Origin of the sequence: Caecibacteroides pullorum, assembly GCF_019239235.1 — a bacterium.
Taxonomy (GTDB): Bacteria; Bacteroidota; Bacteroidia; order Bacteroidales; family Bacteroidaceae; genus Bacteroides; species Bacteroides pullorum.
Genome location: NZ_JAAZTS010000012.1, coordinates 37,310 through 61,950, shown reverse-complemented (window position 1 = coordinate 61,950; position 24,641 = coordinate 37,310). Strand labels below are relative to the sequence as shown.

The window sequence follows — 24,641 nt, the reverse complement described above, 5'->3', positions numbered from 1 at the left end:
TCACCGCTTAAATAATCCGGTGTCGTTCGTGTCCTTCCACATAAATGGCACTGAAGGGACGGGCCGGACAGAGGTTTTCGCAAGCACCGCAACCGATACAGCGTTCCGTGTCGATGGCTGGGAACTTGAGCGAGTCGGGGTTCTTGGGGTCCGACGGTACCATGGTGATGGCACCTGTGGGACAATGGCGCGCACAGTTACCGCATTCCACCTTGTCGGTCTTTACTACGCAGTTGCGCTTGATCCATACGGCGTGTCCTATCTGGATGGACGATTTGTCGGCTACGGTGATGGGTTTGATGGCTCCCGCGGGGCAGACTTCCGAACACTTGGTACACTCGGGGCGACAATAGCCGCGTTCGTACGAAGAGAAAGGTTGCATCAACGTCATCAGGCCGGTAGAGGGGCGTAACACTTCGTTGGGACATACCGACACACACAGCTGGCAGGCTGTACAGTGCTGTGTAAAGTGACGGGCGCTTTGGGCTCCCGGCGGCAAAATGGGTGTCTTTCGATTAGGGATTTTCTTGTCTTCGATGGTAGCCAATCCGCCGTCCACCTTCATCTCCTGAGCCTTCAATACGGCAGCCGAGGCTGCCAATGCTGTCGATGTCAGGAAGGCACGGCGTGAACTGCCTTCTTCAGGCTTCTTCTCGGTTGCTTCAACCTTTGTTTTGGAAGGATGTGCGTAGCGTAATGCCTGGTGTTTGCACTTGTCCAGGCAGTCCATGCAGGCCACGCAGCGGCTGTAGTCTATCTGGTGATTCTTGATGTCGATACACGAGGCTTTGCAGTTACGGGCACAGAGGTTACAATTGATGCACTTGTCTGTGTCGATGACCGGCTTCAGGTAGGCATACTTTGACAGGAATCCCAGCACGGTACCTACAGGGCAGATGGTGTTGCAATAAGTACGTCCGCCTCTCCAGGCCAGTACGACGAGCACTACCAGTGTGACGGCGGCGATGACAAACGTGGGCAAGCTTTTCAGCCAGACAGTGGTGTCGTAAAAAGCATAGCTGTCAGCCCGTTCAGCTAGATAAGCCAGCAAGTTGTTTCCCCACTGGTAGACAGGGGCGAACAGGTTGCTTGCGATGCGTCCGTACGAACTGTAGGGTGCCAGCAGTGCGACAAACGAATGTACGCCTGCCACCAGCGTGATGACGAACACGCCCAACACGCCGTAGCGCAACCACGACAGGGCGGGCGAATGGCGGTAGCGGTTCTTCTTGCTCTTCTTTGCGAACCAGGCTACAATGTCCTGGAAGACGCCCAACGGGCAGATGACCGAACAATAGACACGGCCCAGCAGCAGAGTGAGGATCACCAAGGCTAGTACCACTCCCACATTCAGTGCCAGCAGGGCAGGGAGGAATTGAATCTTGGCCATCCAGCCGAACCATGCATGCAGTGTTCCTGTGAAGTCGAGGAACAGCAGGGTAATCAGCGTAAAGAAAACGATAGCCAGGGTCAGTCTGATTTTACGTAACATAATAAAAGGTGTCTGTTTTTAATAAGGTAAAATTGTCGTGTATCGTTCTTTGAGTGATACGCTGCAAAAATAAGGAGAAATTTGGAAAACCGGGATACCCGAATTACGGTTATTTGTGAGCTTTCCCATTTTTTATGTAGGCAGGTAATAGGCCTGATGCCTTTAGAAAGTAAATGATGAGGAGGTGACACAGTGCTTCGTGATAGTCCGACGAAGTGCTTTGTGAGGTGCTCATGCAGTGCTTCGTCAGGGTGTCAGGAAGCACTGCATGAGAGGGCCAGAAAGTGCTGCGTCAGAACGGGTGCCTGTGATGGTATCTGATAGGGCATGCAAAACTCTTTCACTGCATGGCCGAAGCGTCGAACGACAGTGGTAGCAGGTCGCCTACCTTTTTTACTTCGTAGATGCCTTTGCTTCCGTATAGCAGGATGCGCATGGTCTGGTTGTACCTTGTCTCCGTCTCGAGCATTACTTGGCGGCAAGCTCCGCATGGCGGAATCGGGTCTTCCAGAAATTCCCCCTGCTCGTTGCGGGCAGCGATAGCCAGTGTCTTTACGGCCTGATCCGGGTAACGCGAATTGGCATAGAAAAGGGTGGTGCGTTCGGCACAGAGCCCTGACGGATAGGCGGCGTTCTCCTGATTGCTGCCGCATACGATGGTGCCGTCTGCCAGGCGAGCGGCAGCTCCTACCGAAAAGTGGGAATAAGGGGAATAACTGCGGAAAGTAGCCTCACGGGCGGCGTCTATCAGCTCACGGTCGGCTGCATTCAGTTCCTCGTATGGGAAAATACGGATGTCGATGTGGATATTCAGTTCTTTCATAAGACAAGGTTTCTGTAATTAATGTTACAAAGATAAGGAAGTGATTGGAATTTTCAATTCTTTTGCAGACTTTTGTGCCCGAATCAATGACAAAGACATGAAATATACGTTCCGACTGCTGGCCCTTGTGGCTTTTCTTATGATGCTTCTGCCTGCCCATGCACAGCGCAGGAACTCCCGTTACAACGAATATATCAAGCAATATGCTCCCATTGCAGTGGAGCAGATGAGGTTGCACAAAATACCGGCCAGCATTACACTGGCGCAAGGCTTGCTCGAGAGTGGAGCGGGGCAAAGTGTACTGGCTCGGAAAAGTAACAATCACTTTGGCATCAAGTGTCACAATAACTGGCGCGGAGGTCAGGTCTATCACGATGATGATGCCCGTGGCGAATGTTTCCGGGCCTATCGTAATGTGCGCGATTCATACGAGGACCATTCCAAGTTCCTTACCAGTGGCGCGCGTTATGCTTTTCTGTTCAAGTTGAAGATAACCGATTACAAAGGATGGGCCAAAGGACTGAAAAAGGCCGGTTATGCCACCGACCCTTCGTATGCCAACCGTCTGATAACGATTATTGAAGACTACGAACTCTATAAGTACGATAATGAAGGCCTGGGACGTCGTGAAGCCCGCAAATGGGAGAAGGAAATCAAGAAGAAACCTTGGTTGTTGAAACCACACCAGGTATATATAGCCAACGGTTTGGCGTACGTCGTGGCTCGCGACGGTGACAGTTTCGAGTTGTTGGGTGGAGAGTTTGGCATTAGTTGGAAAAAACTGGTTGACTATAACGATCTACACCGTGAATATACCCTCGAAGCAGGTGACATTATCTATCTGAAAAAGAAGAATAAGAAAGCGCAGAAGCCTTATACAGTCCACGTCGTTCGTGACGGCGATTCCATGCACAGCATTTCGCAGAAGTACGGTATCCGCTTGAAGAATCTCTACAAGATGAATCGCAAGGACGGAGAATATGTACCTGAGGTAGGAGACCGTTTGCGGTTGAGATAGGCTCTATCTTGGCCATTTCAAGGTTTGTCGTCCGTTGTATGGGCGACATGCCTGTCTGTTTCTTTAACGTTCACTTTGAGGATGCTTATTCTTCTGGGAATATAAATAATGTGTATCTTTGCGGCCGATTATTCCGGTTTTTATACTGTATGTTATTATGATGAATAAAAGAACACCGCTGGTAGGGGAACAGTATATGGTCCCCTTTATTTTGATTATTTCTTTGTTTTTCCTATGGGGATTTGCCCATGCCATACTTGACGTTCTGAACAAACACTTTCAGGAGCTACTGCACATCAATAAAACTGTGTCGGCTTTTATACAGGCTATGATGTATATGGGCTATTTTGTGATGGCTATTCCTGCCGGATTATTTATTTCCCGTTTTGGCTATAGGAGGGGAGTGGTATTTGGATTGGTACTTTATGGAATAGGTTCGTTACTTTTTATTCCCGGGCAGCAGTGGATGTCTTATCAGGTATTTCTGTTTGCCTTGTTCGTTATCGGGTGTGGATTGACGTTTCTGGAAACAGCGGCCAATCCTTATGCTACAGAATTGGGTGCACGTGAAACGGCAGCCAGTCGTCTGAACTTTGCACAATCTTTCAACGGTTTGGGCTGTATCTGTGCTCCTATCGTGACGGGATTATTGTTGTTCTCTGAAGATGGAAATACCGGTTCGGGTAACGTGGCACTTCCCTATGCTTGTATGGGAGTGGTTGTGTTGCTGGTTGCGGTTCTTTTTTCACGTGTCCGTCTGCCGGAGATTGTACACGAGGACGAGGTAAATGCCGACGGACATAAAGTAGGATTATGGAAACACAAGCTGTTTGTATTTGGATTGATGGCATTGTTTGCTTATGAAGTCGGAGAGATTTCCATTAACAGCTTCTTTATTAACTATGTGTTGGAGCAGGGATGGATGAATGCACGTACAGCTTCATTGGTACTCTCGTTCGGTGGTCTGAGTCTTTTTATGTTGGGGCGTTTCATCGGTAGCTGGATTATGCGGAGGGTTCGTGCCGAAAAGATGCTTTTCGTTTGCGCTTCGGGTGTCGTGGTGACGACGACAGTGGTACTTCTCGATTTAGGATATGTTTCTTTGATAGCTTTGCTGCTGGTCTATGCATTCGAAGCAATCATGTTCCCTACTATTTTCGCTTTGTCTCTTCGCGGATTGGGTAACCATACCAAACGGGCTTCCTCTTTCCTGATGATGTCACCGGTAGGAGGTGTTGTGGGTCCTTTGTTGATGGGACTGGTGGCAGATTATACCACGATGGTGATTGCTTTTGTCGTTCCCTTGCTTGCTTATATTGTGGTTTGGTTGTATGCTTGCAAGTTGTATACTTTGAGTGGAAAAAGTATGGAAAAGGCTGTAGTCTGATGTTTGTGCTTTGACTTTTATGGACGAATCCAGTTTTTTGAGGCATTTATTTTTCCTCTCCAACTATAGTTCCTATCTTTGCGCATAAATAATAATTGATTTTATTTTGGATTGGCTATATAGTTTGTTTGTGGAACATTCCGCTCTACAGGCGGTTGTTATCCTATCGTTGATTTCAGCGGTCGGTTTAGGTTTAGGAAAAGTACGTTTCTGGGGCGTTTCTCTGGGTGTTACGTTCGTATTCTTTGCCGGTATATTGGCCGGACATTTGGGATTTACCATTGATCCCCAGATGTTGAATTATGCAGAGAGTTTCGGACTTGTAGTGTTTGTCTACGCATTGGGCTTACAGGTAGGTCCCGGTTTTTTCAGTTCTTTCCGACAAGGAGGTGTCAGGCTGAATATGCTGGCTACAGGAGTCGTTCTGATCGGTACTTTGATGACCGTGCTGGGCAGTCTTGTAACAGATATTTCGCTTCCGGACATGGTGGGTATTTTATGCGGCGCTACGACCAATACACCTGCTTTGGGAGCTGCCCAACAGACGTTGAAACAGTTGGGAATGGAGGCCAGTACTCCAGCATTGGGATGTGCTGTTACGTATCCGTTAGGTGTCGTGGGAGTTATTTTGGCTATTCTGATTATGCGTAAACTGATGGTGACGGACAAGGACCTGGAGGTGAAAGAGAAAGAAAATGATAATAAAACCTATATTGGTGCTTTTCAAGTTCATAATCCTGGAATCTTTGGTAAAAGTGTGAAGGAAATAGCTGACTTGAGTCATTCTAAATTTGTGATTTCTCGTTTGTGGAGAGAGGGTAAGGTGACGATTCCTACTTCGGACAAGATCGTGGAGGAAGGCGACCGTTTGCTGGTGATTACTTCGGAGAAGGAAGCTGCAGCAATGACGGTGCTTTTCGGTGAACAGGAACATACGAATTGGAATAAGGAAGATATTGATTGGGATGCTATTGACAGTAAACTTATCTCGCAACGTATCGTTGTAACCCGTCCGGAATTGAACGGAAGAAAACTTGGATCACTTCATTTACGTAATCATTATGGTATCAATATAACTCGTGTTTATCGAAGTGGAGTACAGCTGTTGGCTACGGCCGATTTAACATTGCAGTTAGGAGACCGGTTGACCATTGTTGGTGAAGCGGCATCCGTGCATAATGTTGAGAAGGTGTTGGGTAATGCAATTAAGAGTCTGAAAGAACCTAATCTGGTAGCTGTATTTATCGGCATTATTTTGGGACTTATATTGGGAGCTATTCCTATTTCAATACCGGGTATCAGTGCGCCGGTGAAACTTGGTTTGGCAGGTGGTCCTATTATTGTCGGTATTCTGATAGGTACATTTGGTCCGAGGTTACATATGGTAACTTATACGACACGTAGTGCCAATTTGATGTTGCGTGCATTGGGATTGGCATTGTATTTGGCTTGCCTTGGATTGGATGCGGGTGCTCATTTCTTTGAGACCGTGTTCCGCCCTGAAGGACTTCTTTGGATTGGTGTCGGTTTTGTTTTGACGCTGGTACCAGTATTGATAATGGGAGTTGTTGCTTTTAAATGGATGAAAGTTGATTTCGGCTCCGTGACCGGTATGTTATGTGGCAGTATGGCTAATCCAATGGCATTGAACTATGCTAACGATACCATTCCCGGTGATAATCCATCGGTGTCTTATGCCACAGTATATCCGCTTTGCATGTTCCTTCGAGTCATCATAGCTCAGGTGCTACTGATGTTTTTGTTGGGATGATTAATTTGAATAGGAATAAAAATATAAAGATAGAATCATGGGAAATATTACTTCTGAAAGTATCATCAGCGATTTGCGTTATCTGCAATTATTGTCCCATAGCTTTCCGACGATAGCTGATGCCAGTACCGAGATTATCAATCTGGAGGCAATTCTGAATCTGCCTAAAGGAACGGAACATTTTTTGACCGACATACATGGAGAATATGAAGCTTTTCAGCACGTGCTGAAGAATGCATCGGGAGCAGTGAAGCGTAAGGTGAATGAAATATTCGGTCATACCTTGCGTGAGAGTGAGAAGAAGGAACTTTGTACGCTGATTTACTATCCGGAGGAAAAACTGCAACTGATCAAAGCGTCCGAGAAGGACTTGGATGACTGGTATTTGATTACGCTGAACCAGTTGGTTAAGGTTTGCCAGAATGTGTCGTCCAAATATACGCGTTCTAAAGTTCGGAAGGCTTTGCCTGAAGACTTCTCTTATATCATTCAAGAGTTGTTGCACGAGTCTACTATCGATCCCAACAAGCATGCTTATATCAACGTTATCATCAGTACCATTATCTCTACCAAGCGTGCCGATGATTTTATTATAGCTATGTGTAACCTGATACAGCGGCTTACTATCGATTTGCTGCATATCGTGGGTGACATATATGATCGTGGACCGGGAGCGCACATCATAATGGATACGCTTTGCGATTATCATAACTTTGATATTCAATGGGGAAACCATGATCTTCTTTGGATGGGAGCAGCCTCGGGAAATGATGCTTGTATGGCAAATGTAATCCGTATGTCTATGCGTTATGCCAATTTGGCTACATTGGAAGATGGATATGGTATCAATCTACTGCCGTTGGCTACGTTTGCCATGGATGTCTATGGAGATGATCCTTGTGAGATCTTTGCGCCGAAATTGAATTTTTCCGATTCTCGTTACAATGAAAAGACATTGCGTCTCATTACACAGATGCATAAAGCCATTACCATTATTCAGCTGAAACTGGAAGCTGCCATCATTGATCGTCGGCCGGAGTTAGGTATGGGCAACCGGAAGCTGTTGCATCTGATAGATTTCGAACGAGGAGTCTTTATGTACGATGGAAAGGAATATGCTTTACGTGACACAAACTTCCCGACAATCGATCCGGCAGACCCCTATAGGCTTACGGAAGAAGAGCATGATTTGATGGAGAAGATACATGCTTCTTTCATGAATAGTGAGAAATTGAAAAAACACATGCGCTGTCTGTTTACCTACGGTGGCATGTATCTGGTATGCAACAGTAACTTACTTTATCATGCGTCGGTTCCTTTGAATGCTGACGGAAGCTTCAAGCATGTAGTAATCAATGGAAAGGAGTATTGGGGAGAGAAACTGTTGAAAAAGGTGGACCAATTGGTACGTACCGCCTACTTTGGTGAAGATGGTTCGGATGAAAAGGCGTTTGCGCTTGACTATATGTGGTATATGTGGTGTGGTCCGGATGCTCCCTCTTTCGACAAAGACAAAATGGCCACGTTTGAACGCTATTTTGTAGAAGACAAATCGTTGCATAAGGAGACGAAGGGATATTATTATACACTGCGGAATGAAGTGGAAGTATGTAACAGAATTTTGCGGGAGTTTGGCATAGATCCCGAAGCTCATGCCCATATCATCAACGGGCATGTGCCGGTCAAAACTATCAAGGGAGAACAACCCATTAAGGCTGAGGGAAAAATGCTTGTAATTGACGGAGGATTCTCCAAAGCCTATCAGCCGGAAACGGGTATAGCCGGATATACATTGGTCTATCATTCGCATGGTTTGCAGCTGGTACAGCACGAACCTTTCCAAAGTCGGCAGAAAGCTATTGAAGAGGGGCAGGACATCAAGTCGACCACATTCCTGGTGGAATTCAATTCGCAACGTATGATGGTAAAGGATACGGATAAAGGACGTGAACTGCGTACTCAAATTGAAGATTTAAAGAAACTCCTTGTGGCCTATCGTACCGGTCTGATAAAAGAGCATGTATGATTGGGCAATTAGCAGGAGATTGAATTATTGAATCCGGAGGGCGGCATTTAGTATTTGAACAGTACAATGCCGCCCTCTATGATTATTCCTTTGTCATAGGTCGCATTACGGTCGTAGTGGCGGTCCCAGCCATAGCCTCCACTGACAAATAGGCCCACATTTTCGGTCAGTCTGTATTCCATATTGATACGTGTCTGCAGAGAATATAGACGGGCTGGACAGTTTACCTCGTTCTTGCGGAATGTTTCAATATGACTGTATCCCAGGTCTCCGCTGACAAATAGACGTTTGTAGAGAGGCAATTCTGCTCCGGCACGATAGAAAACCGCACCGGAAAACTTATCGTTAAAGTCAAAATAGGGAGCACCAACTCCTAGAATAGTGTAAAGCTTGTTGTTTTTGAAACGAGCGCCCAGATTCAATTTAGTCGTATTGCTTCCTGAAACCAGGAGTTGTATGTGAGTGTGCGGATTGGCATTGACTAAGCCCAGTTGTAAGCCATCGAATTTCTCCTTGTAATAATTGAACAAGCCGATTTGCATTCCCTTGGCACGAGAAGCCATATTGAGCAAGCCGATTTGGACTCCTTTGAGCTTGCGTCCCGCTACGTTCCCTATTCCCGACAGTTGGAGTCCCTGCATATCTTCACCTGTAATGTTAAGTAGCCCGCCTAGTTGTACTCCCGCTGAAGAACCTCCGGCCACGTTCATCAATCCAGATAGTGTCAGTCCGTGATAGTTGTTGCCTGTAATGTTGGCTATACCAGTCAGTAGTAGACCGCTACCATTATCGCCAATGAAGTTCATCAATCCGGCAGCAGTAATTCCCCGGTTGTTCTCACCTGTGATGCTGACTAAGCCTGAAGCCAACATTCCTATTCCTTCATTCCCATTGATACTGACCATTCCGGCAGCGGACAGCCCTCGATAGCCATGTTTGTTGATGTTGGTGATTCCTGACAGTTGGATGCCTTGCATACGATGGCCTACACTGTTTGAAAATCCTGCCAATTGGATGCCTTTTACATTCTGTCGTGTGTTGCTTCCCAATATATTAATTCCCAGTCCGGTCAGATTGTTCTGTGAAGAAAAAAAGCCCAGGTTGAAGATTGTAGTACCTATGCTGTCAGCTGTTTGTGTAGAGATGCCTTTCCATAATGACAGATTGATACCGGCGGGTTTCAGTGAGCTGGAAGCCGACTGTTGGGTAGGGGATTGGGCAAAAAGAGTCCCTGCCATGAGCAGGGACATCAGAAGTATTATAGAGTTTTGTTTTCTCATCCTTTGGCCTCTTGATACAGGAAACGCTTGATGGACTTCTTGGGAGTCTTTTCAAACTCTTCCGGATAGATTTTCATTTTATAAAGCTGGCTGTAGGCTGGAAGTTCGGCATTCAAGGCTACCCGATTTTCTTCCATAACCCGTTCGATGTCTTCGTTGGTCAGGCCATGGGCAAAGGCATCGTCAAAGTCTGGATAGACCAGGCCGACCAATCGTTCGTTCTGCTGTACAATGATGCTTTCGGCCACATACGGCATATTGTTCAGTTTGTCTTCAATTTCCTCCGGATAAATGTTCTGTCCGCTGGGGCCAAGGAGCATATTCTTGCTGCGTCCCTTGATCGTAACATTTCCTTCACGGTCCATTAGAGCTAAGTCACCTGTATGCAGCCAGCCGTCCGGTTCCAGTACTTCTTGGGTAGCTTCTTCATTTTTGTAGTAGCCAAGCATCACGTTGGGGCCGCGGCAGATGATTTCACCTGGGATATTTTCCGGGTCTGGTGAGGCTATTTTGATTTCCATACGTGGGGCAGCTTTTCCGCATGATCCCGGTTTGAAGCGTTTCCAGTCTTCGTAGCAGATAATAGGACCGCATTCGGTCATGCCGTAACCTACGGTATAGGGGAAATCTATCATTTTGAGAAACTGTTCTACATCGTGATTGAAGGCTGCTCCACCGATAATGACCTCTTCGAAGTTTCCGCCGAATGCCTGTACCACTTGTTCGCGTACGGTAGCCTTGATCTTATCGTTGACAAAAGGTACTTTCAGCAATAGTTTCATAGTCGGTGTTTCCAGTTTGGGCAATACATTCTTTTTGATAATCTTTTCGATGATGAGCGGCACGGCGACAACGATGCGTGGCTTCACTTCGGCAAATGCCTGGAAAATAATCTTCGGACTCGGCATGCGGGTCAGGTAATAGATGTGGCAACCCACAGCGATTTCATATAGAAACTCAAAAGCCAGTCCATACATGTGGGCCATAGGAAGCATGGATACAATTTTGTCACCACACTTCAGCGGCAGAACTTGGAAGGCGAAGGCCGTATTTGACCAAAGGCTGCGGTAGGGCAGCATTACTCCCTTGGAGTAGCTGGTGGTTCCTGAAGTGTAGTTGATGACGGCCAGTTCCTCCGGCTGATCTTTGTGATAAAAAACGTGTTCCTTGCGGAAGTTCTTAGGATATTTCTTGCCAAAGAGTTCGTTGAGGTGTTCGCGGGCATAATCCACCTTTTCGCTTCGGGAAACAAGAATCGAAAAGTCTGTCATCATGAAAATGCCTTCCAGCAGTGGCATGGCGTTTTCATTCAGATTTTCCCATACCATATCGCCCACAAAAAGCAGTTTGGCTTCAGAGTGATTTACAATGTTGTGTATGTTGTCAGCTTTGAATTCGTGCAGGATGGGTACAATGACTGCTCCGTAGGTCAGTGTAGCCAGGAAGGTGACTCCCCAGTGCGAGCTGTTACGACCGCAGACGGCAATTTTGTCTCCTTTCTTAATGCCGCTTGCTTCAAAGATAATGTGAAGCTTTTCTATTTTTCGTGCAACGTCTTTGTATTGTAGGGTTGCTCCCTTGTAGTCGGTCAGGGCGTCCAGATCCCAGTTTTCTTTAATACTCTTCTCAATGTATGCGATAAAACTTTGTTCCATAATTATTGCACATTTTTGTTAGATTTGTGCAAATATAGCTTTTTCTCTATATAACACAAACGAATTAGTATAAATTTTGTTGTTTAGGCAACAAGTTCCTGTTTGTTTCTTCTTGCTTGCCGTTTGGTATAAATTTTGTCGATAACCAGTGCGATGGCTCCGTCTCCTGTGACGTTGCAGGCTGTTCCGAAACTGTCCATGGCAATGTACAGAGCTATCATCAACGCCTGTTCCGATTCGCCGAAACCCAAAATGGACTGAAGGATGCCGAGTGATGCCATGATGGCTCCTCCGGGGACTCCCGGTGCCGCAACCATTGTGATTCCCAGCATGAAGATGAAACCGGCAAACAATTGGAAGTCATAGTGTATGCCTTGCATTATCATCAGTGCCAGGGCACAGGCCACAATCTTCAGTGTACTGCCGGACAAATGGATGGTGGCACAGAGCGGAATAACAAATCCTGCTATTCCGGGCGATACGCCATTTTTGACGGTCTGTTCCAGGGTGACGGGGATGGTGGCGGCCGACGACTGCGTGCCCAGTGCCGTGAAGTAGGCAGGCATCATCCGTCCCAGTAGTCTGAATGGATTGCGGCGGACGAACAGTGCAGCGATGCAATACTGGAAGACCAGCAGGAAGATGTGCAGCAGGAAGATGATACCGATAATCTTAATGAACACACTGAGAATGCCGAATACCTGTCCTGAGCGGGTCATGTTCAAGAAGATGCCGAAAATATAGACGGGCAGCAAGGGCAAGATGACAGTACTGATGGTTTTCACGACAATTTCCTGAAAGTCCAGTGCTACGTTCTTCAGCGCATCTGTCTTCAGGTGGGCCAAGCCCAGTCCCAGGGTGAAGGCCAGGACGAGGGCTGTCATGACATTCATTAGCGGAGGAATGGCTACGTTGAAGTAGGGGAGGATGCCTTGGGCCTCGCTCACCTGCTCCAGCGGAACGTCCTGCTGTATGAGCGACGGGAAGAAGGTAGTACCGGTGAAGTAGGACAGGAAGCCTGCGAACAGCGTGGCACCATAGGCTATCAGTACGGTGGCCAGTAACATCTTGCCTGCTCCTTTGCCGATGTTGGCAATAGCGACGGTCACCAGCCCGACGATAATGAGCGGGATGGAGAAGTTCAGGAACTCACTGAAGATGCCGTTGAACGTGACAAAAGCCCTGATCAGCATCATGGGTAGCACATTTCCGAAGGCGATGCCCGCAGCGATGGCTATCACGATGCGGGGCAGGAGGCCGATATGTATTTTTTTCATTTAAATCTCATTTTTCCTATGAACAAATAAAGAACGCTTTTTGTTTTACAAACAGTATCAATTATGAAAACATATACGAAGGAAACAGCTATAGGAACTTATCATGCGTTGATTGAACATCTCATCGGCATGATGAACGCCTCTCCGGAGAAAGTATTCAATTTTGCTTTTTCAGGAGGCGATGTCCTGTGGCCTTTATTTGATGTCTGGGCTTATGATTATGGCGATCTAACTCCCTGGCATCGGATGCGTATCTATTGGACCGATGAGCATCATGTCCCCATGGAACATTCGGACAGTAATTACGGCATTTTTTCCCGACTGTTGATTGATAAGGTTTCTTTTCCGTCTGATTCGGTTTTCCCCATCCTTTGTGGCAGTGCTTCCAATTTGAAGGCGGAGGCGGTTCGTTATGCCGATAAGGTCCGTGCAGCTGTGCCCATGGTTGGTGGTATACCGGTCTTCGATGCGGTGTTGCTGGGTGTAGAGCCGGATGGACATGTTGCGTCGCTCTATCCCGGACAAGAACATTTGCTTGCTTCGTCACAATTATATGTCGCCTGTACCAATCCCTACAGCGGACAGCGATGTGTTACCATGACCGGTACGCTGCTGCTTGCTGCGTCCCGGATTGTCCTGTTGGCAGTAGGCAAGGACAGGGCAGGAATCGTTCACGATGTGTTGAATTCGGGGGATACTTCTCCTTTAAGCTACATTGCCCACCATGCGGCTGACGTTAGGCTGTTTATAGACGTCTGCGCAGATGGCGGGCAATGAGTCTGGTGGAGCGTTCGTGCTCCCCGGTTGTGTGTTTTTCAGCGTTGCCTATTTAATTAATTTTCCATTTACCTTTACGTTTTTCAGTTGGAAGTTCCGGATGAGCGACTTGTCTACATCGCCTTTCTCAGCTTCGATGTCCATGTTCTCGAAAGTGAAGTTGGTGAGTTCATATTGGTCGGAACCTTCGACGTCAAAGAACGTGTTGCACTTCAGGGTAATGTTGCGCATCGTCACCTGATCGGCATACGATTTCGGCATCTCTTTCTGTCCTTTCAAGTCGAAAAACTGTGTCCACGGGCGTACCAGGATACAACTTTTGGCATCGCCTTTCACGTCTTCCACCGTGATGTAGTTGTAATGTTGCGGAGTGTCGGGGCGCATTTTCAACCACAGGATGCGGCTGGCTTGCGTGATGGTGCAGCGGCGCAGGATGATGTTGTGGTTGTGGATGGACTCGCTGCCGCAAGTCAGTCCGCTGTGACAGAATCCGTATGTGCAGTCCTCGATGATGACGTTGCGGTTTCCGCCGTTGTTCGGATCCTTGTCGGCCTGCGGGCCTTTGCCACCTTTCAGGGCTACGGCGTCGTCGTTCACCGACATGTAGCAACCTTTGATCAGTACGTTGGTGCAGGCATCTACGTCCACCGCGTCGCTACTCGGAGCTTTTACGGGAGCAGCCGGGGCGAAGATGTGCAGGCCCAGCAGTTTTACGTTGTTGCAGCGGTAGAGGTGTGTGGTCCAGAAGGGCGAGTTGATGAAGCGCACGCCGGAGAGTTGCACATCGTTGCTGTTCGAGATATATACCAGACGTGGACGCATCTCGTCCATGTTGGTGCATTTGGGGTTCCACTGGCGGCGGAGCCAGAACGATTTCCAGTAGCGCAGACCGTTGCCGTTGATGGTACCGCTGCCCGAGATGGTGAAGCCGTTCACCTTGTCGGCGTTGATCAGGGCAGAGAAGTATTTCACGGTTTGTCCTTCGATGCGGGTATCCACGATGGGGAAGTTGCTGATGTCGTCGCTGCCTTTCAGTGTGGCGCCTTCTTCCAGATGCAGATGGGTGCGGGGTTTGAAAAACAGGGCGCCGGTCAGGTAGGTACCCTTCGGCACGATGACTACACCGCCCTGCTCGGCGGCACGGTCGATGACGGCCTGTATCTTTTCTGTCTGGAGTATGGTACTGTCGTTCACCACGCCGTAATCGGCCAGGTTGTAGGCGGTACCCAGGTCGCGGATGTTTACAATTTCGTTTTGTCTGAACCACTCGGGTATCGGCGTCCCGTCGGGGAAGAGATCCTGTTGTCCGAACATCGGCAGGCTGAGGAGGGCGCTTACGAATAAGGCAATCAGTTTCATGGCTGTAATTTCTTTTAATGTGTGTTGTAATCAAGTATATTCCGACTGCAAACTTAAGAAATATTACCTTTGACGGGAGAAAATGATTGATTTTAATCCTGCGTGGAATGACTTTTTCTATCTTTGCCTTTGAAATGTGTAATGCAAAATCCATTCACACTGATATGTCTCGCATTCTTCTTACCATCTTATGCATGTGGCTGCCTTTGCAGCTGATGGCCCAGGGCTTCACCGTCCGGGGCAGGGTAGTGGACAAACTCTCGCGTCAGCCCGTGGCCTACGCCAACGTGTCGCTTTACGGCAATCCCGGCCAGGGCGCTTCGACCGACAGCCTGGGGCAGTTCTGCATCGAGCACGTGGCGCCGGGCATCTACCTCGACCTGCAGAACGTCACGAAGAGCGTACTCCGCCAGCAGGACGTGCTGATGAGCACTGGCGTCGTCGAGAATCCCGAAGCCCCCGCCTCCGAGCAGCGTTACGTCATGAAACGCCTGAAGCAGGAGAGCGGCACCCTGCTGCCCACCATCGGCCTGACGGTGGAATTCTGAGCCGTGGAGGCAGAGAGGAAAAATTCCGGACAGCAGAAGACCGGCCTTTGCCCGAAAAAGCGTACCTTTGCCGACGGAACAGCCGGCGACGGCGAAAACACGATACAGAAATGATGAACCACTCCCATACACCCTCTCTGTGGCAGGGCCGCCCGGCAGCCTGGCTCATGGCCTTTGTCCTGCTGCTCGCCGCGGGCAGCCTGCGGGCGCAGAAGCAGGACGGCTACTTTGGCGACAGCGCCCTCTATGCCCTGTCCATGCAGATGTTCGACAGCCTCCGGTCGCCCGCCTTCTTCGACATGCAGCGGCGCGGACTGGAGCGTGCCGTGGCCACCGGCAATGCCCACTTCGACTACGTGTTCCGCTCCGCCCCGTTGTCGCGTTGCGAGGCGATGGGCGACAAGCCGGGCTTCCTGCGTGCTGCCGACGGGCTGATAGCCTACTACCAGGCGCAGGCCGACGATTCGCTGCTCTATTCCACCTGGGCGCGCCGCGCCGACCGCCTGCTCGTGTGGGGCGACTACGTGGATGCCGTCCTTTCCCTGCGCGGCATGGCCGACTATGCCCGCCGCCACAACCACCCGTTCGGGCTGGTGAACGCCGACTTCTACTTTGGCCAGTGCTACCTGAGTAACGGCCAGGACTCTGTGGCCGCCCGCCACTACCGTCAGGCCCTCGACGGGGCTATCCGCTACGGTTCGCCCGGACTGGCAGCCCGTAGTGGCTTCAACCTTGTCAACATCCTGCAAGGCTGGGGACGCTTCGACGAGGCCCTGGCCCTGAGCGACTCGCTGCCCGCCTTCATCCGCCAGTGGGAGGTGATGAAAGGCATCGCTGTCAATCCCGTGCTGCGGGTGCAGAATGCCATGTACCGCCTCAAGGTGCTCATCAGCCGTGCCGACCTGCCCGCCGCCACCGCCTGGCGCGACACGATGCTGCTATATAATAAGATGTATGCCGACCCCTCGCAGCAGGAGGAGCTGCAATATACGCTGGCTCGCTACGAGCGCCTGGCCGGTAACAACGCCGAGGCCGGGCGCATCCTGCGCCTGCTGGCCGACTACAGCCGCAGCCGGGGCAACCAGGCCCGCATGGCGCGCTACTACCGTTCGCTGGCCGACGTCCTGCACGCCGAAAGGCGCTATGCCGAGGCTGCCGACTGCTACCGCCTCTATGCCGAGGCGGCTGACAGCGCGCAGGTAGCTACCTCGAACGCCCAGCTCAACCGCCTGTCGCGCCTTTACCGCCTGGACGAGCTGGAGCAGGAGAAGCGCGTGGCCCTGGCCGAGCAAAGCCGTGCCCGCACGCTGGCCGGGTCGGCACTGATAGTGGCCGTGCTGCTGCTGGCCCTGTGCGTGCTGCTGGTGGTCCACCATCGCCGCCTGCGGCAGAAGAACCGCGAGCTGGTGGCCCGCATCCGCAGCCAGGAAGAAGCCGAACAGCGCGCCGAGGAAGCCGCCCGCCGTGCCGAGGCCGAACAGCCCGCCGACGAACTGTCGCGCGAGATGCAGCTCTTCCGCCGCCTGCAAGCGTTGCTGGCCGACGAAGAAGTACTGTGCCGTCCCCGCCTGGGGCGCGATGAGCTGGCCGACCTGCTGGGCACCAACCGTACCTATGTGGCCGATGCCGTGGCCGCCTGCACCGAGCAACACTGGAGTGTGTCGCAGTACGTCGCAGCCGTCCGTGTTCGTCGTGCCCGCTACCTGATAGACAACCACCCCGAACTGTCGCTGGGCGAAATTGGCCATGCCTGCGGCTTCCAGTCGCAGAGCAGTTTCATCCGTTGCTACCGCGACCATTACGGTATAACGCCCGGCGAATACCGCAAATTCTCGTCTTCAAGACAATGAAAAGCAAAAAAAAATGCCTTTGTAGTCTATTGAAGCACAACGTTTTGCGCATACGAAATTAAAAATTGCGCATACGAAATTCCTTTTCTCCCCGTTTTTTTACCTTCGTGCCGTCATTCAAACCGAGTAACGACGCATGAACCTTTTCGACACTGACATCTGCTGGGTGTACATCACCGACGACGGCCACCAACGCCGCATCCTGTTCTGCGCTGACGACGAGCGCGACGCCCAGTTGCGTCCGCGCCTGGAGCGGGGCGAGCGACTGGTGTACCGCCGCCGCTTCGACAACACCTTCGACGCCCTGGCCCACAAGCTGATGCTCCAAAGCCTGTCCGCCTCGACGATAGACTGCCTCATCCGCCGCTACCGGAAACTGACTTCCGACGAGATTACATCCATATTATAAACCGTTAAAATGAACGAAAACATGAAGAAAATGAACGAAGAACAACAGGCGGCGAATGGCCGCGAGGCCTACGAGGCTCCCAAGTGCGAAATCATCGAGATGCAGCAGGAAGGCGTGCTGTGCGGCAGCGATTACAGTGCCACACACGGTGGTTTTGAAGACAGCAACGAAGAGATTTGGTAAATTCTGAACTAATAAATATAACAATGAAAGCAAAAAACATGACCATCGCCGCACTGGCCCTGCTATTAGCAGCCTGCGGCAACGAAGAAATCATTGAGAACAACGAAAGCGGCAGCACGGGGAAGGTGCACATGACCTTTACCGCCGGAACACCGCAGACACGTACCTCGCTGGCCGAGGACGGCCATGCCGTCAACTGGACGCAGGGCGACCTGGTAGCCATCTACGACGGAACGGAAACCATCTGCAAGTTTGAAGCAACCGAAGTCAGCGGCAGCACCGCCACCCTGGAAGGCGAGGCCAAAGTGACCGATACCTACACCGCCTTCTATCCCTACACCGACGACGGGACGCTGACCCTCGACAACACTGCCATCACCTTCACCCTGCCCGCCACGCAGACAGCCACGGCAGGCGGCTTTGCCAATGGGCTGAACCCCTCGTGGGCACAGGCGACGGACGGCAGCAAAAAACTGACGTTCCAGAACCTCTGCGCCCTGGCCAAGTTCACCGTGGACGCAGAGGGTGTGACGGAAGTTACCCTGACCGCCAACCAGGAAAGCGACGCACTGGCAGGCGGGCTGACCTACACCATCGCCGATGGTACGCTGACCGCCACGGGAAGCGCTTCCCGGTCGGTAACGCTGACGGGAACCTTCACGAAAGGCGAGGAGTACTACTTCGTCGTGGCTCCCGGCACGCTGACGGGCGGCATTACCCTGAACTATATGGGTGAAGGCGGCAAGACATACGTCAAGACCACCCAAAAAGAGGTGCCCTTCACCGCCGGAAAGATTACCAACCTGGGCGCACTGGATATCGCCAATTTCACCGAGGCCCTCAATGCGGCGTTTGCCAATGCCGTGAAAGAATCCAAACCAGATATCCAATGGAGGGCGAACCCCGATGGCACCGTATCCCTGGATGAGTATAACCGAATAGAAATAATAAATAATGGGGGAACTTTCTTGGATTTGCCAAATAAAAACATTACCAGCCTTGCCGGCATTGAGTACTTCACCGATCTGGAGACTTTGAATTGCGCCGGTAATCAACTGACTACCCTTGATGTAACCAAGCTGACCAATCTGGAGCTTTTGGATTGCAGGGGTAATCAACTGACTACCCTTGATGTAACCAAGCTGACCAGTCTGATGTTTTTGGTGTGCAACGATAATCAACTGACTACCCTTGATGTAACCGGGCTGACCAGTCTGGTAGATTTGTTCTGCAGCGGTAATCAACTGACTGCCCTTGATGTAACCGGGCTGACCAATCTGACGAGTTTGCACTGCAACGGTAATCAACTTGTCTCGTTGGACATCAGCACTTTGGAAAAACTTGAAATTTTGTGGTGTCATGGCAACAAGATGACGGCTCTCGATATAACCCATAACGCAGATTTGTGGGATTTGACGTGCGGGAACCAGCAAGATAATCAGCAACTGACCCTGACATTGTGGGACACCCAGGAGGAGTTTTGGAACAGGATGTTAGACATGTATTCAGATGAAAACAGCCATGTCACAACCAATGTTATAGAGGCTCCTGTCAATGCCGATCACGACGGCTACGAAGAGGACGGCGGAGAACCCGTATTGCAGTAAACCGGAATCAGCCGACAGCTTTCGGCAAGTCGCCGTAGCCCTACGGAAGTCCGCGGAAAGCTGTCGGCAAGGTTCCGAAGCCCTTCGGAAGTCCGCGGAAAGCTGTCGGCAAGGTTCCGAAGCCCTACGGAGGTCCGCGGAAAGCTGTCGGCAAGGTTCCGAAGCCCTTCGGAAGTCCGCGGAAAGCTGTCGGCAAGGTTCCGAAGCCCTTCGGAGGTCCGCGGAAAGCTGTCGGCAAACTGAAACCAATCAAATACACTATTAATCCTTAAAATTTTAACGTTATGGCAACACAAATCAAATCATTTGGCAAGAGCCGCATGACCATCGGCTCTTGCAGCGAGTTCCACAACAACGCACTCGACCTTATCACCCAAACCACGCCTGCCGAACTCCACATCGAGGCGCTGGAGCCCGCCTACAGCCAGGCCGTCGGCCAGCTCGCCGGCATCGTCAACCGCCAGCGCGCCTACATCTCCACCGCCCAGCTGGCCGACACGGACAAGGTGCGCGACAACGCTGTGGGCACCATCAGCAGTGTCGTCATCGCCTACCAGACCACGCCCGTCGAAGACAAGCGCCAGGCCGCCATGCTGCTCGATCCGCAGCTCGCCGCCTACAAGGGCATCCGCAAGCATGAGTACAGCAAGGAGACGGCGGAGATCAAGGGCATGCTCGGCGTGCTGCAGGCCGAGGAAAACCAGGCTGCCGTCACCCTGCTGGGCCTCGACGCCGAGGTAACGGCCCTGGCCGAGGCGAACGCCGCTTTCGAAGCCGCCTTCCTGGGCAAGGCGCAGGAGAAGAGCACGCGCATGGATGTGGAAGACCTCGACTCGGAGCAGGTGGTGGACCAGGCGAACGCGCTCTACGACCAGATTGTGCAGACGGTGAATGCCTATGCCATCGTGCAGCCCACGGACGAGCTGCTGGCCTTCATCAACGACCTGAACGGCATCGTGGGCATCTATGCCGACATCGTGGACGGCACGACTTCGGGCGGTTCGACCCCGGACGGCAGCGACCCCGAACCCACGCCGGAACCGGAACCCGGCGGAGGCGACGAGGACGAAGGCGGAAGCCCGCTGTAAATGGAGAATTGATAATTGATAATTGAAAATTCATTCTCCATTCTCCATTTTCAATTTTCCATTAAAAAAGGGGCTTCGGCCCCTTTTTTTTTGCGTCCCTACATTCCTAAAATCTGAAATCTCAATATTTCGCCTTGATCTCCGGCAGCGCCTTCCGGATGTCGCTGATGCGGCGGGCGTCGCTGGGGTGCGTGCTGAGCAGTTCGGGGACGGAACCGCTACCCGAGGCCGACATCTTCTGCCAGAAGCCGACGGCCACGTCGGGGTTGTAGCCCGCCATGCGCATCAGCACCAGGCCCATGTAGTCGGCCTCCGTCTCGTGCTTGCGCGAGAAGGGCAGCATGACGCCCACCTGCGCGCCCAGTCCGTAGATGGTGGAGGCGGCCGTCTGGATGGCGGCGCTCTTCTCGGCGAGGGAGTAGTTGAGCAGCTGGGCGCCCGTCTGTGCCAGCATCTGCTGGCTGAGGCGCTCGTTGCTGTGCTTGGCCACGGCGTGCGCCACTTCGTGACCGATGACCACGGCCAGCTCGTCGTCCGACGTGACGAGCTTCATCAGCCCTTCGTAGACCACAATCTTGCCGCCGGGCATGCAGAAGGCGTTCACCTGCTTGTCCGCCACGAGGTTGAACTCCCACTGGAAGTTCTTCACCTCGGCGGCCAGTCCGTTCTGGCGGAGGTAGGCCTCGGTGGCCTGGGCTATCTTCTGGCCGACGCGCTTCACCATGGCCGCCTGCTTGGCCGACGAGGAGCGCGGGGCGGTCTTCATGTAGTCGTTGTACTGCGTCAGGCTGGACGAGAGGACTTCCTGGTCGGAGACGAGGAGCAGCTGGCGGCGTCCCGTCAGGGGGACGGAACCGCATCCCGCCCAGAGGAGGGCGGTGAGGGCGAGGAGGAGGAGAGGATTTTTCATATATTATCGTTTAAAGGATTATGCTTGGACAAAGATACGGAGAATTTCTGAAATTGCCTCCACCGTTTTTCCTGTAACCGGATGGACGAAGCGCAGCGAGCGGGCATGGAGGTAGAGGCGGTCGGCAGGCGTGCCGTAGAGCGGGTCGCCCACGATGGGGCAGCCGAGGCCCTCGGCATGGGCGGCGTGGACGCGGAGCTGGTGCGTGCGCCCCGTCAGCGGACGGAAGCGGACGAGCGTGCGGCCCTCGCGGCGCTCCAGCACTTCGTAGCGGGTCTGCGCCGGCTTGGCGTGAGGGGCGCGCACCTCCTGGCAGGGGCGGTGGTGCGGGCTGGGGCCCAGGGGCAGGTCGATGAGGCCGCTGTCCGCCGCGACGGTGCCCTGGAGCAGGGCGATGTATTCCTTCTCCACGGCGCGCGTCTCGAAGAGGGCCTGCAGGCGGCGGTGCACGTCGGCGGTCTTGGCGATGAGCATCAGGCCGGAGGTATCCATGTCCAGGCGGTGCACCACGAGCGGGCCTTCGGCCTGGGGCAGGCGGCTGCGCATCAGGCTGAGTACCGAGGGGGCGTCGGTCTCCCTGCCCGGCACGGAGAGCAGGCCGGCGGGCTTGTCGACGATGAGCAGCCACTCGTCCTCATAGACCGTGCGCAGGCGGTGGGCGGGGGCGTCGGCCATCTTCTGCTGCAGCGGGTTGTCGTCCACGTCGAGGCCCTGGAGCATGTGCTTCAGGATGGGGCCGCACTTGCCCGTACAGGCGGGGTAGAAGTGCCCATGTTCGCGTATCTCGTTCGCCGGCGAGCGGCCCCACCAGAACTCGGCCATGCAGAGGGGCTTCCACTTGTGGAGGTAGGCCTGCTGGAGCAACTTGGGCGCGGCACATTCGCCGGCACCGGCGGGCGGGGTGCCCTGGCGGGTGGGGGCGAAGATGGTGCAGAGGTCCTTGGCCTCGCCGCGGGCGTTGAGCATCTTGAAGTGCCAGAAGAGGCGCATCTGCAGGGCGGCGGAGCGGCGGTGGCGTTCGGCCTTCAGTTCGCGGATGGGGGCCTGCAGGCGGTCGAAGGCGGCTTGCGCCTCGGCTTCGCGGGCCTGCCAGGCGCGTTCGGCACGCTTGTATTCGGCCTTCTGGTGCTGGCTCTCGCGCGTCAGGGCGGCTTCCTCGTCGGGCGTCAGGGTGGCCGATTGGCGGCGCTCCTGCCGTCGGGCGCGGGCTTCCTTCAGGGCGAGGCGCATGGCGGACAGGGCTTCGTCGGCCTGGCGGCGCACGTCATTGAGCGCAGTCTGTGCATGATGCAGGGTCTCGTCAGCCTCCAGCGCGGCGATGCGGCGGTTCAGGGCGGAAATCTGCTCTTCCTCCTGCCGGAAGAAGCCGTCGGGCCGGAGCAGGTCGTAGACGGGCGGCACGAAGAAGGGCAGGCGGTTCTGCCCCGCCAGGATGCCCGAGAAGGCGGCCAGGTAGCCCAGCTTCCCCTCGCGGGTGCGCACCACCAGCACGCCGAACATCTTGCCGCGCTCCAGCTCGTCGTGCCACTGCGTCTGCGCCGCCAGGTACTGCTGCACCTCGTGCGCGGCCAGCAGGCAGAGCGGGTGGGGCGTGTAGGCAAAGGGATAGGTGAACCGCCGGGGCGGCTCGATGCCCTCGGTAGGCGAGGCGAACGGGTGGAGCATCTCCGCCCCGTCGCCGGTGGTGCGTGCGGCGGCTTTCTTCAGCCCCGCCGCGTGTTTCTTCTTCTTTTCCCATGCCGCCTTGCGGGCCTCGTAGGCGTCGCGTTGGCGTTCCAGATAGTTGTCGGCCATAGAATTAAAATTGAGAATGGATAATGGTTTCAATCGGTCTGCAAAGATACCTATTTTTCATTCTCCATTTTCAATTTTCAATTCTCCATTTTCAATTCCTTTTCCACTTCTTTGCGTACGCTGCGCCAGAAGGGCATCTGCTTCAGCTCGCGGCGTATCGGCGCGTCGTAGAGCAGGAAGAGCAGCAGGAGCCTGTTCAGTTTGCTCATAAGTCTAAAGAATTGCTTGTTAAAATGTAAAATGGAGATGAAAATCGGGCGGAGGAAGCAGGGTAGGGAGCCTCCGCACTCCTATATGGGATCAGATTTGTGCTGCCGCGCCCCAGGCGTGGAAGAAGTGGATTTTGTTCTTGTAGCGGATGACGTTGTTCAGTCGGATGCTCTCCATACGTTCTGGTCGTTTTCTGTTTGATTTTCGGCTGCAAAGGTAGAAAATAGGGCCATAAGTTGTAACCCTATAAAGCCGTTCTTTTAATTTGTTTTAACGGATATATAATGAACGTTGATTGGTAGACACCTGAAAAATACGTTCCTTTGCGGAGATTTACTTTCTATGATAATAAAATAATACTACTATTATGGGATACGGAAAATGGATTGGCGGCGTCGTTGGATTTATGGCCATGGGACCATTGGGGGCGCTGGCCGGTTATGCGATAGGAGCACTGTTCGATAAGGCAACGGACGCGGAAGCACAGGGTGCGACAGGACGTGAATATTATGGGCCGACTTCATCGGGGTGCGAAGACATTGGGCAGCGCAACAGTTTCCTTTTCGCCATGCTTGTCATGGCTTCGTACATCATCCGAGCCGACGGGCGTATCATGCACAGCGAGATGGAGTTTGTGCGTCGTTTTCTGCGGGTAAACTTTGGTGAAGGTGCCGTGGCTGAAGGTGAACAGATTCTGCTGAACCTGTTTGAACGGCGGAAGCAGATGGAGCGGACTGATCCGATGGCATTCAAGAATACGATCCACGACTGTGGTGCGCAGATAGCTGTCAACCTGACCTATGAACAGCGTTTGCAAATGCTGGATTTTCTGGTGAAGATAGCGCAGAGCGATGGAAATGTCTGCCAAGCCGAGATCGAAGCACTGAAGGAGGTAGCTGTAGCCATGGGACTGTCGGTGAAGGAGGTAGAGTCAATGCTCAACCTGCGTGGCAGTTCGCTGGAAGATGCCTACAAGGTGCTTGAAATTTCTCCCGAAGCTACGGATGCCGAAGTTCGTGCGGCTTATCGTCGTCTGGCCTTGAAGCATCATCCGGACAAGGTGGCGGCACTGGGTGAGGATATCCGTAAGGCTGCCGAAGTGAAATTCCAGGAAATCAACGAAGCGAAGGAACGCATCTATAAGGCCCGTGGATTGAAGTAGCCGGAAGATGTAGAG

The 24,641-nt window shown here is 52.4% G+C and carries 21 protein-coding genes; 12 read left to right on the top strand and 9 right to left on the bottom strand.

Features of this window, described 5'->3' with window-relative positions; genetic code table 11:
- Positions 1-7: 7 nt before the first annotated feature.
- Positions 8-1,492 carry a 4Fe-4S binding protein gene (locus HF894_RS09540; protein WP_204971872.1) on the bottom strand — a complete coding sequence of 495 codons (1,485 nt, stop codon included), beginning with the start codon at positions 1,490-1,492 and terminating at the stop codon, positions 8-10.
- A 340-nt stretch (positions 1,493-1,832) separates the two neighbouring features.
- Positions 1,833-2,315: a cytidine deaminase gene (gene cdd / locus HF894_RS09535; protein ID WP_204971870.1), complete on the bottom strand. Its 483-nt coding sequence runs from the start codon at positions 2,313-2,315 to the stop codon at positions 1,833-1,835.
- Positions 2,316-2,412: 97 nt separating this feature from the next.
- Here cdd and HF894_RS09530 point away from each other — a divergent pair, with 97 nt between their 5' ends.
- The 4 genes from HF894_RS09530 to HF894_RS09515 all read left to right on the top strand — a co-directional run bounded on the left by HF894_RS09530 (position 2,413) and on the right by HF894_RS09515 (position 8,517).
- On the top strand, positions 2,413-3,333 hold the full coding sequence (locus HF894_RS09530) for a glucosaminidase domain-containing protein (RefSeq protein WP_204971868.1): 921 nt from the start codon (positions 2,413-2,415) through the stop codon (positions 3,331-3,333).
- A 157-nt stretch (positions 3,334-3,490) separates the two neighbouring features.
- Positions 3,491-4,720, top strand: coding sequence for a sugar MFS transporter (locus HF894_RS09525; protein ID WP_204971867.1), 1,230 nt, complete (start codon positions 3,491-3,493; stop codon positions 4,718-4,720).
- 106 nt (positions 4,721-4,826) lie between these two features.
- Positions 4,827-6,491: a putative transporter gene (locus HF894_RS09520; RefSeq protein WP_021847431.1), complete on the top strand. Its 1,665-nt coding sequence runs from the start codon at positions 4,827-4,829 to the stop codon at positions 6,489-6,491.
- A gap of 37 nt (positions 6,492-6,528) precedes the next feature.
- Positions 6,529-8,517, top strand: a complete 1,989-nt coding sequence (locus HF894_RS09515) for a fructose-bisphosphatase class III (RefSeq protein WP_021847432.1) — start codon at positions 6,529-6,531, stop codon at positions 8,515-8,517.
- A gap of 47 nt (positions 8,518-8,564) precedes the next feature.
- On the opposite strand, the gene HF894_RS09510 is transcribed toward HF894_RS09515, so the two are convergent.
- The 3 genes from HF894_RS09510 to HF894_RS09500 all read right to left on the bottom strand — a co-directional run bounded on the left by HF894_RS09510 (position 8,565) and on the right by HF894_RS09500 (position 12,729).
- The gene (locus HF894_RS09510) at positions 8,565-9,797 is read right to left on the bottom strand and encodes an LA_2272 family surface repeat-containing protein (protein WP_204971865.1); all 1,233 of its coding nucleotides are present in this window, start codon (positions 9,795-9,797) and stop codon (positions 8,565-8,567) included.
- The gene (locus HF894_RS09505) at positions 9,794-11,452 is read right to left on the bottom strand and encodes a long-chain fatty acid--CoA ligase (RefSeq protein ID WP_204971863.1); all 1,659 of its coding nucleotides are present in this window, start codon (positions 11,450-11,452) and stop codon (positions 9,794-9,796) included. Before HF894_RS09505 ends, HF894_RS09510 begins: the two co-directional genes overlap by 4 nt.
- 83 nt (positions 11,453-11,535) lie before the next feature.
- A complete protein-coding gene (locus tag HF894_RS09500) occupies positions 11,536-12,729 on the bottom strand; it encodes a dicarboxylate/amino acid:cation symporter (RefSeq protein WP_075317208.1) in 1,194 nt (397 codons plus the stop codon).
- 63 nt (positions 12,730-12,792) lie between these two features.
- On the opposite strand from HF894_RS09500, the gene HF894_RS09495 reads away from it, so the two are divergent.
- Entirely contained in the window at positions 12,793-13,506 is a 714-nt protein-coding gene (locus HF894_RS09495; protein ID WP_204971861.1) for a 6-phosphogluconolactonase, read from the top strand.
- 48 nt (positions 13,507-13,554) lie between these two features.
- On the opposite strand, the gene HF894_RS09490 is transcribed toward HF894_RS09495, so the two are convergent.
- Positions 13,555-14,865, bottom strand: coding sequence for a rhamnogalacturonidase (locus HF894_RS09490; RefSeq protein ID WP_204971859.1), 1,311 nt, complete (start codon positions 14,863-14,865; stop codon positions 13,555-13,557).
- A gap of 107 nt (positions 14,866-14,972) precedes the next feature.
- Here HF894_RS09490 and HF894_RS15370 point away from each other — a divergent pair, with 107 nt between their 5' ends.
- From HF894_RS15370 to HF894_RS09460, 6 genes are all read left to right on the top strand, one after another.
- Complete coding sequence (locus tag HF894_RS15370; RefSeq protein WP_204971857.1) at positions 14,973-15,413, top strand: carboxypeptidase regulatory-like domain-containing protein; 441 nt, start codon at positions 14,973-14,975, stop codon at positions 15,411-15,413.
- Between the two features lie 356 nt (positions 15,414-15,769).
- Positions 15,770-17,263, top strand: a complete 1,494-nt coding sequence (locus HF894_RS15320; RefSeq protein ID WP_204971855.1) for a helix-turn-helix domain-containing protein — start codon at positions 15,770-15,772, stop codon at positions 17,261-17,263.
- Between the two features lie 136 nt (positions 17,264-17,399).
- Positions 17,400-17,672: a hypothetical protein gene (locus HF894_RS09475; protein ID WP_204971853.1), complete on the top strand. Its 273-nt coding sequence runs from the start codon at positions 17,400-17,402 to the stop codon at positions 17,670-17,672.
- 21 nt (positions 17,673-17,693) lie between these two features.
- Positions 17,694-17,855, top strand: coding sequence for a hypothetical protein (locus tag HF894_RS09470; protein WP_204971851.1), 162 nt, complete (start codon positions 17,694-17,696; stop codon positions 17,853-17,855).
- A gap of 23 nt (positions 17,856-17,878) precedes the next feature.
- Positions 17,879-19,462, top strand: coding sequence for a leucine-rich repeat domain-containing protein (locus HF894_RS09465; protein WP_204971849.1), 1,584 nt, complete (start codon positions 17,879-17,881; stop codon positions 19,460-19,462).
- Between the two features lie 284 nt (positions 19,463-19,746).
- Complete coding sequence (locus tag HF894_RS09460) at positions 19,747-20,550, top strand: DUF6261 family protein (RefSeq protein WP_204971847.1); 804 nt, start codon at positions 19,747-19,749, stop codon at positions 20,548-20,550.
- A gap of 121 nt (positions 20,551-20,671) precedes the next feature.
- Here HF894_RS09460 and HF894_RS09455 read toward each other — a convergent pair whose 3' ends face one another.
- From HF894_RS09455 to HF894_RS15280, 3 genes are all read right to left on the bottom strand, one after another.
- Positions 20,672-21,460 carry a M48 family metallopeptidase gene (locus HF894_RS09455; protein WP_204971845.1) on the bottom strand — a complete coding sequence of 263 codons (789 nt, stop codon included), beginning with the start codon at positions 21,458-21,460 and terminating at the stop codon, positions 20,672-20,674.
- Between the two features lie 18 nt (positions 21,461-21,478).
- Entirely contained in the window at positions 21,479-23,125 is a 1,647-nt protein-coding gene (locus HF894_RS09450) for an RluA family pseudouridine synthase (RefSeq protein WP_204971951.1), read from the bottom strand.
- 206 nt (positions 23,126-23,331) lie between these two features.
- On the bottom strand, positions 23,332-23,463 hold the full coding sequence (locus HF894_RS15280) for a hypothetical protein (protein WP_262899891.1): 132 nt from the start codon (positions 23,461-23,463) through the stop codon (positions 23,332-23,334).
- A gap of 368 nt (positions 23,464-23,831) precedes the next feature.
- Between HF894_RS15280 and HF894_RS09445 the strand changes: the two genes are divergently transcribed.
- Complete coding sequence (locus HF894_RS09445; protein ID WP_204971843.1) at positions 23,832-24,626, top strand: DnaJ domain-containing protein; 795 nt, start codon at positions 23,832-23,834, stop codon at positions 24,624-24,626.
- Positions 24,627-24,641 lie beyond the last annotated feature (15 nt).

Bases quoted from the DNA above. Each gene is read 5' to 3' on its own strand.
- HF894_RS09540 (WP_204971872.1), bottom strand. From the start codon at position 1,492: ATGTTACGTAAAATCAGACTGACCCTGGCTATCGTTTTCTTTACGCTG.
- cdd (WP_204971870.1), bottom strand. From the start codon at position 2,315: ATGAAAGAACTGAATATCCACATCGACATCCGTATTTTCCCATACGAG.
- HF894_RS09530 (WP_204971868.1), top strand. From the start codon at position 2,413: ATGAAATATACGTTCCGACTGCTGGCCCTTGTGGCTTTTCTTATGATG.
- HF894_RS09525 (WP_204971867.1), top strand. From the start codon at position 3,491: ATGATGAATAAAAGAACACCGCTGGTAGGGGAACAGTATATGGTCCCC.
- HF894_RS09515 (WP_021847432.1), top strand. From the start codon at position 6,529: ATGGGAAATATTACTTCTGAAAGTATCATCAGCGATTTGCGTTATCTG.
- HF894_RS09510 (WP_204971865.1), bottom strand. From the start codon at position 9,797: ATGAGAAAACAAAACTCTATAATACTTCTGATGTCCCTGCTCATGGCA.
- HF894_RS09505 (WP_204971863.1), bottom strand. From the start codon at position 11,452: ATGGAACAAAGTTTTATCGCATACATTGAGAAGAGTATTAAAGAAAAC.
- HF894_RS09500 (WP_075317208.1), bottom strand. From the start codon at position 12,729: ATGAAAAAAATACATATCGGCCTCCTGCCCCGCATCGTGATAGCCATC.
- HF894_RS09495 (WP_204971861.1), top strand. From the start codon at position 12,793: ATGAAAACATATACGAAGGAAACAGCTATAGGAACTTATCATGCGTTG.
- HF894_RS09490 (WP_204971859.1), bottom strand. From the start codon at position 14,865: ATGAAACTGATTGCCTTATTCGTAAGCGCCCTCCTCAGCCTGCCGATG.
- HF894_RS15370 (WP_204971857.1), top strand. From the start codon at position 14,973: ATGACTTTTTCTATCTTTGCCTTTGAAATGTGTAATGCAAAATCCATT.
- HF894_RS09475 (WP_204971853.1), top strand. From the start codon at position 17,400: ATGAACCTTTTCGACACTGACATCTGCTGGGTGTACATCACCGACGAC.
- HF894_RS09470 (WP_204971851.1), top strand. From the start codon at position 17,694: ATGAAGAAAATGAACGAAGAACAACAGGCGGCGAATGGCCGCGAGGCC.
- HF894_RS09465 (WP_204971849.1), top strand. From the start codon at position 17,879: ATGAAAGCAAAAAACATGACCATCGCCGCACTGGCCCTGCTATTAGCA.
- HF894_RS09460 (WP_204971847.1), top strand. From the start codon at position 19,747: ATGGCAACACAAATCAAATCATTTGGCAAGAGCCGCATGACCATCGGC.
- HF894_RS09455 (WP_204971845.1), bottom strand. From the start codon at position 21,460: ATGAAAAATCCTCTCCTCCTCCTCGCCCTCACCGCCCTCCTCTGGGCG.
- HF894_RS09450 (WP_204971951.1), bottom strand. From the start codon at position 23,125: ATGCTCCACCCGTTCGCCTCGCCTACCGAGGGCATCGAGCCGCCCCGG.
- HF894_RS15280 (WP_262899891.1), bottom strand. From the start codon at position 23,463: ATGAGCAAACTGAACAGGCTCCTGCTGCTCTTCCTGCTCTACGACGCG.
- HF894_RS09445 (WP_204971843.1), top strand. From the start codon at position 23,832: ATGGGATACGGAAAATGGATTGGCGGCGTCGTTGGATTTATGGCCATG.